The 15145-nt window shown below is 55.7% G+C and carries 11 protein-coding genes and 1 pseudogene; 10 read left to right on the forward strand and 2 right to left on the reverse strand.

The genetic code is table 11. The features are described from left to right. The first annotated feature begins 72 nt into the window (after nt 1-72). Together yhdP and tldD are read left to right on the forward strand one after the other, a co-directional pair. Nucleotides 73-3930: pseudogene (gene yhdP, locus GEAM_RS00205) on the forward strand (AsmA2 domain-containing protein YhdP). A gap of 115 nt (nt 3931-4045) precedes the next feature. Next, nucleotides 4046-5491, forward strand: a complete 1446-nt coding sequence (tldD, locus tag GEAM_RS00210) for a metalloprotease TldD (protein WP_034786668.1) — start codon at nt 4046-4048, stop codon at nt 5489-5491. Between the two features lie 50 nt (nt 5492-5541). Here tldD and aaeR read toward each other — a convergent pair whose 3' ends face one another. Continuing rightward, on the reverse strand, nt 5542-6474 hold the full coding sequence (gene aaeR, locus GEAM_RS00215; protein ID WP_034786670.1) for an HTH-type transcriptional activator AaeR: 933 nt from the start codon (nt 6472-6474) through the stop codon (nt 5542-5544). Nucleotides 6475-6769: 295 nt separating this feature from the next. Between aaeR and aaeX the strand changes: the two genes are divergently transcribed. The 6 genes from aaeX (at nt 6770) to GEAM_RS00245 (ending at nt 12338) form a co-directional block, all read left to right on the forward strand. After that, nucleotides 6770-6973: a p-hydroxybenzoic acid efflux pump operon protein AaeX gene (gene aaeX, locus GEAM_RS00220; RefSeq protein ID WP_034786671.1), complete on the forward strand. Its 204-nt coding sequence runs from the start codon at nt 6770-6772 to the stop codon at nt 6971-6973. Between the two features lie 7 nt (nt 6974-6980). Further along, nucleotides 6981-7916, forward strand: coding sequence for a p-hydroxybenzoic acid efflux pump subunit AaeA (aaeA, locus tag GEAM_RS00225; protein WP_034786673.1), 936 nt, complete (start codon nt 6981-6983; stop codon nt 7914-7916). A gap of 6 nt (nt 7917-7922) precedes the next feature. Further along, entirely contained in the window at nt 7923-9878 is a 1956-nt protein-coding gene (gene aaeB / locus GEAM_RS00230) for a p-hydroxybenzoic acid efflux pump subunit AaeB (RefSeq protein ID WP_034786675.1), read from the forward strand. 194 nt (nt 9879-10072) lie between these two features. Then, nucleotides 10073-11533 (forward strand): NAD-dependent succinate-semialdehyde dehydrogenase, encoded by a 1461-nt coding sequence (locus GEAM_RS00235; RefSeq protein WP_034786677.1) that lies wholly within the window; start codon nt 10073-10075, stop codon nt 11531-11533. A gap of 50 nt (nt 11534-11583) precedes the next feature. Beyond that, nucleotides 11584-12030, forward strand: a complete 447-nt coding sequence (locus GEAM_RS00240) for a ribonuclease domain-containing protein (RefSeq protein WP_084674007.1) — start codon at nt 11584-11586, stop codon at nt 12028-12030. A 5-nt stretch (nt 12031-12035) separates the two neighbouring features. Further along, nucleotides 12036-12338 carry a barstar family protein gene (locus GEAM_RS00245; RefSeq protein ID WP_034786681.1) on the forward strand — a complete coding sequence of 101 codons (303 nt, stop codon included), beginning with the start codon at nt 12036-12038 and terminating at the stop codon, nt 12336-12338. Nucleotides 12339-12418: 80 nt separating this feature from the next. Here the strand turns inward: GEAM_RS00245 and yjgA are convergent, their stop codons facing one another. After that, nucleotides 12419-12973, reverse strand: coding sequence for a ribosome biogenesis factor YjgA (yjgA, locus tag GEAM_RS00250; RefSeq protein WP_034786682.1), 555 nt, complete (start codon nt 12971-12973; stop codon nt 12419-12421). A 204-nt stretch (nt 12974-13177) separates the two neighbouring features. Between yjgA and pmbA the strand changes: the two genes are divergently transcribed. Together pmbA and cybC are read left to right on the forward strand one after the other, a co-directional pair. Next, nucleotides 13178-14518: a metalloprotease PmbA gene (gene pmbA / locus GEAM_RS00255; RefSeq protein ID WP_034786683.1), complete on the forward strand. Its 1341-nt coding sequence runs from the start codon at nt 13178-13180 to the stop codon at nt 14516-14518. A gap of 219 nt (nt 14519-14737) precedes the next feature. Then, the gene (gene cybC, locus GEAM_RS00260) at nt 14738-15127 is read left to right on the forward strand and encodes a cytochrome b562 (RefSeq protein ID WP_034786685.1); all 390 of its coding nucleotides are present in this window, start codon (nt 14738-14740) and stop codon (nt 15125-15127) included. Nucleotides 15128-15145 lie beyond the last annotated feature (18 nt).

Consider the following 15145-nt stretch of genomic DNA (forward strand, 5'->3'; position numbering starts at 1 on the left):
CGGGTAAATTTATTAAATTTCCATTGCGGTCCGCAGCGAACAAGTCTGCGGAATGGAAACAAGGAGAGAAGTTTGAGGCGACTGCCGGGGATACTGTTAACTACCTGCGCAACAATTATCGTAATTGTTGCGTTGGCAATCAGTGGCTTGCGTCTGGCTTTGCCTCAGCTTCACCGTTTTCAGGATCAACTGGTCAGCAAGATTGAATCCCTGACCGGCGTGCCTATCGAGTTGGACCAAATCAGCGGCAGTTGGAAAACCTTCGGCCCGACGCTCGAGTTAAAAGACCTCAGCGTAACCCTGCCAGACACCACGGTGAAAGCTGAGCGCGTGACCTTGGCGCTGGATGTCTGGCAATCACTGCTGCATTTCCGTTGGCAGTTCCGCGACCTGACTTTCTATAATCTCGACCTCGATACCAACGCCACTTTTGGCAATAAAACCAACGACGGCAAAGGTTTCGAAGCCAACCGCATCAGCGACATCTTCCTCTAACAGGTCGACCATTTCGATCTGCGCGACAGCCATATCTCCTTCATGACCCCAGCCGGGCAGCGCGCCGAAATCACCGTGCCGCAGCTGCGCTGGTTGAACAGCCGCAACCGCCACCGCGCCGAGGGGCTGATTAGCCTGTCGACCTTCAACGGCCAGCATGGCGTGGTGCAGGTGCGCATGGACCTCAACGACAACGACGGTCTGCTCAACAACGGCAAAATCTATCTTCAGGCCGATGATATCGACATGAAGCCTTGGTTTAGCCGCTGGCTGCGCAGCAACACCGGGCTGGAAAGCGCTGACTTCAGCCTTGCGGCTTGGCTGACCGTGCGCAGCGGCGATATCTACGCCGGTGACGCTTGGGTGAAAAACGGCGCGGCGACTTGGAGCAGCGCGGGGCAGGAGCATCGGTTAGACGTCGAAAACCTGACACTGCATGGCAGCCGACAGGGCAATGGCTGGCAGGTCGATGCCCAGCAGCTCAACTTGAAAACCGACGGCGTGGCGTGGCCGAAGGGCCAAATCAGCGCGCTGTATCTGCCGGAAAACAGCGAATTCTTAGGGGCATCGCAGGGGGATGAACTTCGCCTGAGAGCCACCAAGCTCCAGTTAGAGCGCCTTGGGCCGATTATCCCGACGTTCTCCTTCCTGACGCCGGAACTGCTCGAGCGCTGGCAGGACATCCAGCCAAAAGGCTTAATTGACCAGTTGGCGTTAGATATTCCTCTTAAGCAGACTGACCACACGCGCTTTGCCGCCAAATGGCGCGACCTCAGTTGGGATCGCTGGGAGTTGCTGCCGGGCGTTAATCACTTTAGCGGCCAGTTGAGCGGCAGCGTGCAGCGCGGCCAACTGACGGTGAACCTGCAAGACAGCCTGCTGCCGTATGGCGAAATGTTCCGCGCGCCGCTGGAGATCAGCGCAGCGCAGGGCACCTTCGACTGGAGCTATAACCCAGAGGGCTGGGCGCTGTGGTCGAAAGGCGTGGATGTGAAAGCCAACGGCCTGTGGGCCAACGGCGACTTCCACTATAGCCAGCCAGAGCACGGCGAACCGTGGCTCAAAATCCTCAGCGGCATCCGCCTTTATGACGCAGGGCAGGCGTGGCGCTACTTCCCAGAGCCGCTGATGGGCAAACATTTGACGGATTACCTCAGCGAGGCGATTCAGGCCGGTCAGGTGGATAACGCCACGCTGACCTTCAACGGCAATCCGCACGACTTCCCGTTTAAGAAGCACGAAGGGCAGTTTGAAGTGTGGGTGCCGCTGCGCAACTCCACTTTCCAGTTCCAGCCTGAGTGGCCAGCCTTGACCAATTTGGATATCGACCTCGATTTCCTTAATGACGGGCTGTTTATGAAAGCCGCTCACACCAAGTTGGGCAATGCCGATGGCAACAACGTGGTCGCCAATATTCCTGATTACCTGAAAGAGAAGTTGTTCATCGACTCTGACGTTTCCGGGACCGGTAAAGACATTGGTGACTACTTCAAAGACACGCCGCTGAAGGATTCCCTCGGCGCGGCCCTAGAAGAGTTGCAGATTGGCGGGAATGTGAGTGGTCGCTTACATCTGGATATTCCACTGGATGGCGAACTGGTTCGCGCCACCGGCGGCGTGACGCTCAATGACAACAGCCTGTTTATCAAACCGCTGGAGAGCACCATTGAACACCTCAGCGGCCAGTTCACCTATGACAACGGCAACTTGCAAAGTAACTTGCTCACCGCCAACTGGTTCGGTCAGCCGTTAAATGTCCAATTCAGCACCCATGAACTCACTGATAATTATACAATTAATGTCGGTCTGGACGGCAATTGGGAGCTGGGCAAAATCACCGGCATGCCGGACGCTATCGCCAGCAAACTCAGCGGCAGCGCGCCGTGGAAAGGCACGGTAGATATCTCGCTGCCGCACAAAGGCGAGCCAAATTACAGTATCGGCGTAACCACCGACCTGAAGAGTGTAAGTAGTCACTTACCTAGCCCGCTAGATAAGAAGCCGGGTCGCAGTCTGCCGCTGGCGGTAAATGCCAAAGGCGGGCTGAAGAGTTTTGAGATGAACGGCGTGCTGGGTGGCAAAGACCGTTTCAATAGCCGCTGGCTGCTGGGCAAGCAGCTTCAGCTGGATCGCGCCTCGTGGCAGATGAATGCGCAGAAAACCCCGGCACTGCCAGCGACCAGCAGCCTGACGCTGCATCTGCCGGAGCTGGATGGCGAGAGCTGGCTGGAGCTGTTATCGCCGGATAACGCCCCGAAAGCGCCAGTGCAGAAGAGTGCCAAAGGCGCGAAGAAAGCCGCCAACGCCGCCGCCTCGTTTGGCTTCCCACATGAAGTGACGCTAACCACGCCGAAGCTCGACCTCGGCGGTCAGGTGTGGAATGACCTGACAATTAGTTCCACGCAGGGCAGTAATGGCATGAACATCACGGCGAAAGGCAAAGAGATCAACGGCACCCTGGCGATGAACGAGCGCGGCCCGTGGCAGGCCAATATTCATTATCTCTACTTCAACCCGCAGTGGACCGTAGCCGACGCGGCTACCGGCGGGAAGTCGGGCCAGAATCCCTTCGCCAATGACAAAATCTCCTTCGCCAACTGGCCTGCGGTGCAGCTGCGCTGCGAAGACTGTTGGTTCCTCGGCCAGAGCTTCCGCAAGGTCAATGCCGATATCACGCCAAGTGGCGATCAGCTGGCGCTGCGCAACGGCATGATTGATACCGGCGCGGTGCGTTTAGACGTGCAGGGCGACTGGAAGCAGAACTCAACCGGCGAGTCTACCGGCCTGAAAGGCAAGCTTTCCGGCAAAGATGTTGAAGCCGCGACCTCGTTCTTCGGCGTGACCACACCACTGCGCGGCGCGCCTTTCAACATCGACTTCGATTTGCACTGGAAATCTATCCCGTGGAAGCCAGATTTGAAAACCCTCAACGGCACGCTGAAAACCGATCTTGGGAAGGGTGAAATTGTCGATTTGGGCGGCGGCCGCGCCGGGCAGTTGCTGCGTCTGGTCAGCTTCGACGCCTTGCTGCGTAAGCTGCAACTCGACTTCAGCGACACCTTCGGCAAAGGCTTCTACTTTGACTCTATTCGCTCCACGGCGTGGATCAAAGACGGTACCTTGCACACCGACGACCTGCTGGTTGACGGGCTGGCGGCGGATATCGCCATGAACGGCAGCGTCGATTTAGTTAATCAGCGGCTGAATATGGAAGCGGTGATCGCCCCTGAAATCTCCGCCACGGTAGGCGTCGCGACGGCCTTTGCGATCAACCCAATCGTCGGCGCGGCGGTGTTTGCTGCCAGTAAGGTCTTGGCGCCGCTGTGGAATAAGATTTCGTTAATCCGTTACCACATCGACGGCACCATCGCGGATCCAAAAATTAATGAAGTGCTGCGCCAGCCGCGGCCTGCAAAAGAGCCAGCCGCACCTTGAGTGCTGAACGCGCTGTGTTAGGCTGGTTAAAACCCGTGTTACGATAGAATTGTTTGGCGGCTAATGAATCACCGTTCATGCCGCGACAATTCATCCCCAAAGAGAGTGAGAATCTATGAGTCTGGCATTAGTCAGTGAGCGGTTACTAACCGCTAACAATCTGAGTCATCAAGACCTGTTCGCTGTATTAGGTCAACTGTCTGAACGCCGTCTCGACTACGCCGACCTCTTTTTCCAGTCCAGCTTCCACGAAGCGTGGGTGATTGAAGACAGCATCATTAAAGATGGCTCTTACAATATCGATCAGGGTGTTGGCGTGCGCGCGGTGAGTGGTGAGAAGACCGGCTTTGCCTACGCAGACCAAATCACCCTGAATGCCTTGCAGCAGAGCGCCACCGCCGCGCGCAGCATCGTGCGTGAGCAGGGCAACGGCAAAACCCACACGCTGGGTGAAATTGGTTATCAGGCGCTGTACCCAATCCTCGACCCATTACAGAGCCTGTCTCGCGAAGAGAAAATTGAGTTATTACATCGTGTTGACCGCGTTGCCCGCGCCACCGATAAGCGCGTGCAGGAAGTCAGCGCCAGCATCACCGGCGTTTACGAAAGCGTCTTAGTCGCTGCTACTGATGGCACTCTGGCGGCAGACATTCGCCCGCTGGTGCGTTTGTCGGTCAGTGTACTGGTTGAAGATGACGGGCGTCGTGAGCGCGGCTCTAGCGGCGGCGGCGGTCGTTTTGGTTATGACTACTTCCTCGAAACCGTAGATGGCGAAGTGCGCGCCGAAGCCTACGCTCGCGACGCGGTGCGCATGGCGCTGCTGAACCTTAATGCAGTCGCTGCGCCTGCTGGCGGAATGCCGGTGGTGCTGGGCGCAGGTTGGCCGGGCGTGCTGTTGCATGAAGCCGTCGGCCACGGCTTAGAGGGCGACTTCAACCGTCGCGGCACTTCTATGTTCAGCGGGCAAATGGGCCAACTGGTGGCGTCTGAACTCTGTACCGTGGTGGATGACGGCACCATGCCGGGCCGCCGTGGTTCACTGGCGATTGATGACGAAGGCGTGCCGGGCCAGTACAACGTATTGATCGAAAATGGCGTGCTGAAAGGCTACATGCAGGACAAGCTGAATGCGCGCCTGATGGGCGTTGCGCCAACCGGCAACGGCCGCCGTGAGTCTTATGCTCACCTGCCGATGCCGCGCATGACCAACACTTACCTGCTCGGCGGCAAGTCTACGCCGGAAGAGATCATCAGCAGCGTGGAGTTCGGCCTGTATGCACCTAACTTTGGCGGCGGTCAGGTGGATATCACCTCGGGCAAATTCGTCTTCTCCACCACCGAAGCTTACCTGATTGAAAAAGGCCGTATCACCAAGCCGGTGAAAGGCGCGACGCTGATTGGTTCAGGTATTGAAGCGATGCAGCAGATCTCCATGGTCGGCAACGATCTGGCGCTGGATAAAGGCGTCGGCGTCTGTGGCAAAGAGGGCCAGAGTCTGCCAGTCGGCGTAGGCCAGCCGACTCTGAAGCTCGACAACATCACTGTCGGCGGCAGTGCTTAAGTTTTCAACTCAATAATAGAAAGGGAACCCTAGGGTTCCCTTTTTTCATGCTATTTCGGCCCCAGCTTGCCTTGCCGATAGCCCTGATAGACTTTCCCCACCTCTTTGAAGTACTCGGTCAGGTAGTTGATACACACCTGAACTTTCAGCGGCATTTTGTCCTTTTCAGTGTACAGCGCGTAGACCGGGCGCGGGTCTGACTGATAATTGCCGAAGAGGATCTCCAGCTCGCCGGAGTTGATCTCATTGATCACCCACATCAGCGGCACATAGGCGATGCCCACTCCGGCTTTCAGCCAGCGGGTGAGGGTTTGCGAGTCATTGGTGACGAAGCGCCCCTGCGGGTTGATACGCGTGGTGATGCCTTCTGGCGCAATCAGCTCAAACTCGCTGTCGGGCCGCACGCTGTATTCAATCCATGAGAAATTCACCATGTCCGCCGGTTTCTCGGGCTTACCGTGCTGACTGAGATAGCTGCGTGCGGCGCAGACAATCATCGGCATGGAGCCGAGGCGTTTGGAGAACAGGCTGGAGTCCTGCAACTTCCCTACGCGGATCACCACGTCGAGGCCGTCGGCAATCAAGTCAGGGGCCGGAATGCCGGTGACCAGATTAACCTTCAAGCCGGGGTACTCAATCAGCATCTCGGCGGTCATGGCGGCAAGAACGTTTTGTGCCATTGTCGACGAGCTGCCGATACGCAATGTGCCGGTTGGCGTGTTGTTAAAGGCATATAATTGCTCGTGCACTTCGCGTACATCCAGCAGCATTTTCATACAGCCTTGATAGTAAATTTTACCGGCTTCGGTTAAGCTAAGGCTGCGGGTACTTCTATTCAACAGTTTGACTTGTAAGTCGTTTTCTAGTTTTGAGATCGTCTGGCTGATCGCGGAAACACTCATCTCAAGGCGGCGTGCGGCGGCGGTAAACGAACCGCTTTCGACCACTTGAGCATAAACCGACATTCTTTTTAATCGTTCCATTGTTAACTCTGGCTTAAAAGTGATTGTGATCACAGAACGTTGATAACTTGATAATAAGCAGGCTAATATAGTTACTCGGGTGAATACCTCGGGTTCGGCGCTCGCTGGCAACATAATGCTTACCTTCGCACACTTTTCTGGCAAACCCATTGTCTCTTTTTAACTCATTCTGGCTCTCGGAATGCGGTTGTATTGCCTAAAATAATGAAAAAGCTCGGGCGTGTTGCGACGGGGCCTTCTGGTGAGAGTAACGCCACGAGACTAAAGCCCGTGACTATAAACTAAGGATTTTTGAATGAGTTTGCTTCCGGTAATGGTGATTTTCGGATTGTCGTTTCCTCCGGTGTTCTTCGAAGTACTGCTGGCGTTGGTGCTGTTTTTCCTGCTACGACGCCTATTACAGCCCACCGGAATTTATGACTTTGTCTGGCATCCGGCGTTATTTAACACAGCGATGTACTGCTGTCTGTTCTACCTGATTTCCTGCTTCTTCATCTGAGGGTGTCGTGAAAAATTTCTCTATAAAAATAATACGTTACTTAATAACGTTAATTCTTGTGGTTCTTGCTGCCATCGCAATTTTCCGGGCATGGGCGTTCTATACCGAATCGCCTTGGACTCGTGACGCCAAATTTACCGCCGACGTGGTTTCTATCGCGCCGGACGTCACCGGCTTGGTGACGGATGTCCCTGTCGTGGATAACCAGTTAGTCCTCAAGGGCCAAACCCTGTTCAAGATTGACCAGCCGCGTTACCAACAGGCGCTGGACGAAGCCAATGCCGACGTTGCCTACTATCAGGCGCTGGTCGCAGAGAAAAAACGCGAAGCAGGCCGCCGTGTGAAACTGGGCGTGCAGGCGATGTCGCAAGAAGAGATCGATCAGGCCAATAACGTCCTGCAAACGGCGCAACACCAGTTGGCGAAATCACAGGCCGCGCGCGACCTCGCGGTGTTGGATTTACAGCGTACCGTGGTGACCGCCCCGGCTGACGGCTGGGTGACCAACCTCAATGTGCATCCGGGCAACTATATCAATCGCGGTTCGACCGCCGTCGCGCTGGTGAAGAAAAACACCTTCTATATTCTGGCGTATCTGGAAGAAACCAAGCTGTCCGGCCTGAAAAAGGGCGACCGGGTTGAAATTACCCCGTTGGGCAGCAATCGCATTATGCATGGCTCGGTGGACAGTGTCGCTGCGGCGGTGACCAACAGCTCTTCGTCTGCGGCGGCCAACGGGCTGGCGACGGTCGACAGTAATCTGGAATGGGTACGTCTGGCGCAACGCGTGCCGGTGAAAATCGTGCTGGATGACGTTGACCAGCAGCACCCGTACCCGGCAGGGACTACCGCGACGGTGGTGATCACCGGCGATCACGATATCAAACATGAGCACCAGTCGCCATTCTCCAAGCTGTTACACCGCCTGCGTGAGTTCGGTTAAGCCGCGATGAATAGCATACTGATACCGCGCATCAGGTTCGCCTGCAAGCTGACTTTCGCCATTCTCGGCGCGCTGGTTCTCGGCTTCTATATGCAGCTGGAAACCCCGCGCTGGGCGGCGATGACGGCGGCTATCGTCACCTCCGGCCCGGCAATGGCGGCGGGTGGTGAACCCTTCGCCGGTGCCATTCGTCACCGCGGGTTCTTGCGCGTTATCGGTACTTTTGTCGGCTGTATCGCGGCGTTGGTGATTGTTATCGCCACGGCGCGTGCTCCGGTAGTGATGCTGCTTTTGTGCTGCATCTGGGCCGGGGTCTGCACTTGGTGGTCGTCGCTGGTTCGCGTCGAGAACTCTTATGCGCTCGGGCTGGCGGGCTACACCGCGCTGATCATCGTGGTGACCTCGGCGACTACGCCTTTGCAAACGCCGCAGTTTGCCGTCGAGCGCTGTAGCGAAATCGTGATTGGTATCTGCTGCGCTATCGTGGCTGACCTGCTGTTTTCGCCGCGTTCGATCAAAACTGACATTGACCGCGCGGTTAGCCAACTGATGCTAGACCAGTTTGCGCTGATGCGGCTGTGCATCAATCGCGCCGAGAAAGAGGATATCGACAAGTCTTGGAGCAACCTCATCAAGAGCACTACCGCGCTTAACGGCATGCGTAACAGCTTGATGATGGAGTCTTCCCGCTGGCAGCGTTGCAACCGGCGGTTGAAGGCGCTGCACAGCACTTCGCTGAGCATGATAACCCAGGCCTGCGAAACCTATCTTATTCTGCAAAACTCCCCCGAGCGGGTGACGCCAGAGATCAAAGCGCTATTTGCCGAACCGGCAGAGACGGCGATCGAGGTGCGGCGGCGGATGAAACAGCTGCGTCTGGCGGTCTCCTCCTCGCACAGCGAAGACATCTTGCTCACCGTCACCAGCTGGATTGGCGCGGGAACCCGCGCGCTGCTGCTGATTAAGGGCGTTCACACCAACAGCAGCATCAGCTATTTGGAAGCGGATTTGCTCAACACCGAGGTGCAGGTCAGACCGGCCTCCGCCGAGCGCCACCACGCGCTGATTAACGGCATTCGTACCTTCGTGGCAAGTGCGGCGGGCTGCTTGCTGTGGCTGTGGACCGGCTGGACCTCGGCCAGCGGCTGCGTGGTGATCATTGCGGTGGTGACCTCGCTGGCTATGCGTACCCCGAACCCGAAAGGCATGGCGATAGACTTCGTGGTCGGCATGCTGCTGGCAATCCCGGTCGGCTCGATTTACTTCATGCTGATCATGCCCGCCACCCAGCAGAGCCTGTTCCTGCTCTGCCTGTGTCTGGGGATTTTGACCTTCTTCATTGGGATTGAAGTGCAGAAGCGCCGCTTGGGGATGCTCGGGCTATTAGCCGGGACGATTAACGTGCTGGTGCTCAGTAACCCAATGAAATTTAACGTAACCGCATTTCTCGACAATGCAACGGGTCAGGCGATTGGTACCATTATTGCGTTGGTGGTGCTGCTGCTTATCCGCGATAAGTCGCGCGACAAAACCGGGCGCACCTTGCTGAACCGCTTTATGAGCAGCGCGGTGTCGGCCTTAACCACCAAAGCGTACCGCCGTCGCGAGAACCACCTTCCGGCGCTCTATCATCAGTTGAATCAGCTGTTGGTGATGTTCCCGAATGATATTGATAAGTACCGTCTGGCGCTGATGCTGATCATCGCGCACCAGCGGATGAAAATGGCGGAGATCCCAGTCAGCGAAGAGCTGTCGGCCTTCCACAAGAAAATCCGTAATACCGCCGACCACGTGGTGTCGTCGGGGGAAGGCAAGCGGACTTACTACTATCAGCGCCTGTTGTCCGAGCTGAATGAGTATCAGCAAAAGCTGGTGGAGCATCACGCGCCGCTCAAGGTGACGGAGCCGGTCAAACGACTCGCCGATATGCTGCACAAGTACCAACACGCCTTCTTGGCCTGACGGTCAAACTCGCGTAAATCATGCCGGGGCCACAGTTGCTCCGGCTTTTTTTTTCCTTCTGCCGCATGGACATGACGTGCGGTCTGAAGCCCGCAGTCCGTATTAGCCGCTATACTTAAGCTATTGAAGACTGAAACTTACATTCTTACATCGTTGTTTTTAAACGATGTTTATCAGCAGGAGAGACAACCTTTATGTCAGCCAATCAACAGAAACTCACTTCTCACCAACTGTTTAAAACCGGGTTTTACGTGGGCGGCAAATGGCAAGAAGCCAAAGAAACTTTTGATGTGTTAAACCCCGCCACCGGCGAAGTGGTGGCGAAAGTCGCCAAAGCTGGCAAAGCAGAAACCAACGCGGCGATCAAAGCAGCCAGCGACGCCCTCCCGGCTTGGCGCAAAAAAACCGGCAAGGCGCGCTCTGAGATTTTGCACCGCTGGTATGAACTGATGATTGAAAACAAACAGTTCCTCGGCGAGCTGATGGTGGCCGAGCAGGGCAAGCCGCTGAAAGAGGCGCTGGGCGAAGTCGAGTACGCCGCCAGCTACCTGCAATGGTTTAGCGAAGAGGCCAAACGCGCCAATGGCGAAATCATCCCGCCGGTGAAAGAAGGTTCACGCATCTTTGCAACCCGTGAACCGATTGGCGTGGTTGCGGCCATTACGCCGTGGAACTTCCCGCTGGCGATGCTGACCCGCAAACTCGGCCCGGCGTTGGCCGCAGGCTGTACTGGCCTGATTAAGCCTGCCAACAACACGCCTCTTTCTGCCTTTGCGCTGCTTGAACTGGCTCATCTGGCGGGCGTTCCTGACGGCGTTATCAACGGCGTGGCCGGTGATACTCATGCTATCAGTGACGCCATCATGGCCAGCAACGAGGTGCGTAAAATCTCCTTTACCGGCTCGACCGAAGTGGGTAAAACGCTGGTGCGCAACAGCGCCGACACCATGAAGAAAGTGTCGATGGAGCTGGGCGGTAACGCGCCTTATATCGTGTTTGACGACGCCGACCTTGATGTCGCGGTGAAAGGCGCGGTGAGCTGCAAATTCCGCAACAGCGGGCAGGTTTGCGTGTGCATCAACCGTATCTACGTGCAGGACGGCGTCTACGACAAGTTCGTCACCGCGCTGGCAGAAGAAGTGCGCAAGCTGAAAGTCGGTAACGGCATGGACGACGGCGTGATTGTCGGCCCGCTGATTGATATCAAAGGGTTAGAGAAAGTGGAAGACCACGTCAAAGACGCGCTAGAGAAGGGCGGTCGTCTGGTGGCCGGTGGTCAGCGCCACGAGTTGGGCGGAAACTTCTACCAGCCAACGGTAATTGCCGACGCTAACGACGACATGAAAGTGGCGGCAGATGAGACTTTCGGTCCGCTGGCAGCCTGTTTCCGCTTCAAAACCGAAGAAGAAGTTATCGAACGCGCCAACGCGACGCCGTTTGGTCTGGCCGCTTACTTCTATACTCAAAACTTGCAGCGCGTATTCCGGGTTGCCGAAGCGATTGAAAGTGGCATGATTGGCATTAACGAATCCGCACTTTCTACCGAAGTCGCGCCGTTTGGCGGGGTGAAAGAGTCTGGGCTGGGCCGCGAAGGTTCGGTGTTAGGTCTGGAAGAATATTTGCAGGTGAAAACCTTACATTTAGGTAACCTGTAGAGACATACTAAAACTCTGAATCAGTAATCTGAATGAGTAAAAACAGGGCAATGATGAATCGATTGAAAGGGCTGCGTCAGCGCAGCGTTTGGATAAGTTTGTGCCTCGGGCTGTTGGCGGGGCAGTTCTCGTCTGTCGTTTTGGCGAAACAATCTTCTGATACGCTGGCTGGGCTGACCTCGGAGCAAACCGTGGTGAGCTATTTGCGGCAGAATCATCGGTTGCCCGATTATTACGTGACCAAAAGGCAGGCACGCGACGCGGGATGGGACGCCCGCGCGGGCAATCTGTGTCAGGTCTTACCGGGTAAGGCAATAGGCGGCGACAGGTTCTCAAACCGCGAAGGGCGCTTGCCTAATGCCTACAAACGCGTGTGGCGCGAGGCTGATATCAACTATCGCTGTGGGCGGCGCGGCGCTGATCGCGTGCTGTTCGCCAGCGATGGCCTGATTTACGTCAGCCGCGATCACTATAAACAATTTGTTCGGGTGGAGTGACATCGATGAATAAAGTGGTCTTCGATTTTAATCATATCCCCGATTTGCCCGCGTTTTATGGCGAGTTTGCCCGTCAGTTTGGTCTGAGCGAGAGCTTTGGTGCCAATCTTGACGCACTCTGGGATGAGGTGACGGGAGGCATTAAGCTGCCCGTTGAAATAGATTTTGCCCATTTGAATGTCAGCCGCAAACGGCGCTTCGGCGCGCTGATCCTGCTGTTTGAAGAGGCGGAAGAAGAGCTGGAAGGCGAGCTGCGTTTTAACGTCCACGAGAAAGCGGCGGCGGCGACGGGTAAAGCTAAAGAGTAAACGAAAGAGTAGGCGGGAGAGTCGCTAGAGTAGCAGCCACCCAGAGATCCTCGGTGGCTACTGCTGATAGCTGAAGAGACTTACAGGTCTTTGGCTTCGGCCAGCTCGCGCAGATATTGGAAAATCTGGCGGTAAGATTTAGGCGGCTTATTGGCTGCCTTTTCTTTTTGCGCGTTGCGGATAAGCGCGCGCAGCTGCTGGCGATCGGCTTCTGGATACAGCTCCAGTACCGGTGGGATCGCGTCATCGCCTTCTTCCACCAGACGGTCACGCAGCTGCTCCAGTTTGTGGAACAGGGAAACCTGCTGGTTGTGGCGGTTTTTCAGCTTATCCAACGCGGTGGTGATAGGCTCGACGTCGCGAGAACGCAGCATTTTACCAATCAGCTGAAGCTGACGGCGGCGGCCTTCCTTCTTGATCTTCTGCGCCAAATCGATGGCTGCGCGCAGATCATCATCCAGCGGCAGCTTATCCAGCGAGTTCTTGCCTAAATCGACCATCTCCTGACCCAAATCTTTCAGGGCTTCGGCGTCGCGTTTGATTTCACTTTTGCTGACCCAGATGATTTCATCATCTTCTTCGTTCTCGTTGCTCTCGGGAACGTCATCCAGCCAGTCGTCAATTTTCTTTGTCATGAGTGCTTCCTCCTTGGGAGGTTTTCCTATCATTTTTCATTGTGCTTTATTGCGTGGCGGCATTATGCATGGTTATGGGGTTTACCTCCACGTTCTGTTGCATATTAAGCCGCTTCCTAGCGTGTCGGGTGCGAAATAATGGGGCGTCTCTGTTAGACTCAAAGGCAACGTAACCTCTTTTTTCTCATAAGTGATGGCAGACTGATGAACGTAGTCAATCAAGTTGCAGAACAGCGTAAGACACTGGAACAGGCCGTAGCTCAGGCCCTCGAATTAGCGAAAGCCGGTTCAGACGGTGCTGAAGTCGCGGTCAGCAAGACCACCGGCATTGGGGTAAGCACCCGCTTTGGTGATGTTGAGAACGTCGAATTCAACAGCGACGGCGCGTTAGGCATTACCGTCTATTATCAGAACCGTAAAGGCAGCGCGTCATCTACCGATCTTAGCTCAGATGCCATTTCTCGCACCGTACAGGCCGCGCTGGACATCGCCCGCTTCACCTCTCCTGACCCCTTCGCGGGCGTCGCGGACCCAGAGATGCTGGCTTTTGATGCCCCGGATTTGGACCTATTCCACCCAACTGAGTTAGACGCCGATCGCGGCATCGAGCTGGCAGCCCGCGCCGAGCAGGCCGCGTTAGCCGCCGATAAGCGCATCACCAATAGCGAAGGTGGCAGCTTCAACAGCCATTACGGCATTCGCGTCTTCGGCAACAGCCACGGCATGTTGCAGAGCTACTGCTCGACGCGCCATTCGATTTCCGCCTCGGTGATTGCCGAGCACGACGGCGATATGGAGCGCGACTACGCCTACACCATCGCCCGTAAAATGAGTGACTTGGCGAATCCTGAGTGGGTGGGTGCCGAGTGCGCACGCCGCACGCTGTCTCGCCTCTCTCCGCGTAAATTGCCAACCATGAAAGCGCCGGTGCTGTTCGCCTCTGAAGTGGCGACCGGCCTGTTCGGCCACTTGGTTGGCGCTATCAGCGGCGGCAGCATCTACCGTAAGTCCTCTTTCTTGCTCGACAGCCTTGGCAAGCAGATCCTTCCCGAGTGGCTGACTATTGAAGAGCATCCGCACCTGCTGCAAGGTTTGGCTTCTACGCCATTCGACAGCGAAGGTGTGCGCACTCAGCGCCGTGACATCGTCAAAGACGGCGTGCTGCAAAGCTGGCTGATGACCTGCTACTCGGCGCGCAAGCTGGGCCTGCAAACCACCGGCCACGCGGGCGGCATCCACAACTGGCGCATTGCTGGTCAGGGCGATGACTTCGCCGCTATGCTGCGCAAAATGGGCAAAGGCTTGGTGGTAACCGAGCTGATGGGGCAGGGCGTCAGCGGCGTCACCGGCGACTATTCACGCGGTGCGGCAGGCTTCTGGGTGGAAAACGGCGAAATTCAGTATCCGGTCAGTGAGATAACCATCGCTGGCAACCTGAAAGACATGTGGCGCAACATGGTGAGTATTGGCAGCGACATCGAAACTCGCAGCAATATTCAGTGTGGCTCCGTGCTGCTGCCAGAGATGAAAATCGCTGGCGAATAATCCCTACTTTCGTGTTCTCTGCGCAGCGATCGCCCGATCGCTGCGTTTTTTTTATCCTCTTCAGCTCTAATTCCACCCCAATTCCACTCAGACATTACTTATTTACAAAAAAGCTCTGCCACTTTTTCCTGCGCCCATTTATTTTGTTATTGCTGAATAAGTAATGTCGTTTTTTAACAAAATTATAAATCTCTATTAACCTAGATGGATGACACGAAAATGCGTAAACATTTGATAGCAATGGTTGCCGTTGCCCTACTTGGAAGCAGTTCTATGGTCGCTTTGGCGGCTGACGTCGGTACTAACATGGACACCATCGCCGACAACTATGGCAAAGCGCTGAAAGCGGGCAATGCCCAAGATTTCGAAGCGAGCCTGGCGAACATGAAAGCCGCCGCGCTGGACGCTAAAAACGCAACCCCGCCAAAACTGGAAGGGAAAGCGGCTAACAGCCCAGAGATTCAGGATTACAAAAAAGGCATGGATGAGCTGGTAGCAGGTATCGACAAAGCATCTGCGTTGGCGAAAGCTGGCAAACTGGATGATGCGAAGAAAGAAGCTCAAGGCTTCAAAGCGATTCGTGACGAGAACCACAAGAAGTTCAGATAAGATTTATACGCCCTCCCG

The organism is Ewingella americana ATCC 33852 (assembly GCF_000735345.1).
Classification (GTDB): Bacteria; Pseudomonadota; Gammaproteobacteria; order Enterobacterales; family Enterobacteriaceae; genus Ewingella; species Ewingella americana.

Excerpts from the sequence above, each read along its gene's own strand:
- tldD (WP_034786668.1), top strand. The coding sequence starts at position 4,046 with ATGAGTCTGGCATTAGTCAGTGAGCGGTTACTAACCGCTAACAATCTG.
- aaeR (WP_034786670.1), bottom strand. The coding sequence starts at position 6,474 with ATGGAACGATTAAAAAGAATGTCGGTTTATGCTCAAGTGGTCGAAAGC.
- aaeX (WP_034786671.1), top strand. The coding sequence starts at position 6,770 with ATGAGTTTGCTTCCGGTAATGGTGATTTTCGGATTGTCGTTTCCTCCG.
- aaeB (WP_034786675.1), top strand. The coding sequence starts at position 7,923 with ATGAATAGCATACTGATACCGCGCATCAGGTTCGCCTGCAAGCTGACT.
- GEAM_RS00235 (WP_034786677.1), top strand. The coding sequence starts at position 10,073 with ATGTCAGCCAATCAACAGAAACTCACTTCTCACCAACTGTTTAAAACC.
- GEAM_RS00240 (WP_084674007.1), top strand. The coding sequence starts at position 11,584 with ATGATGAATCGATTGAAAGGGCTGCGTCAGCGCAGCGTTTGGATAAGT.
- GEAM_RS00245 (WP_034786681.1), top strand. The coding sequence starts at position 12,036 with ATGAATAAAGTGGTCTTCGATTTTAATCATATCCCCGATTTGCCCGCG.
- yjgA (WP_034786682.1), bottom strand. The coding sequence starts at position 12,973 with ATGACAAAGAAAATTGACGACTGGCTGGATGACGTTCCCGAGAGCAAC.
- pmbA (WP_034786683.1), top strand. The coding sequence starts at position 13,178 with ATGAACGTAGTCAATCAAGTTGCAGAACAGCGTAAGACACTGGAACAG.
- cybC (WP_034786685.1), top strand. The coding sequence starts at position 14,738 with ATGCGTAAACATTTGATAGCAATGGTTGCCGTTGCCCTACTTGGAAGC.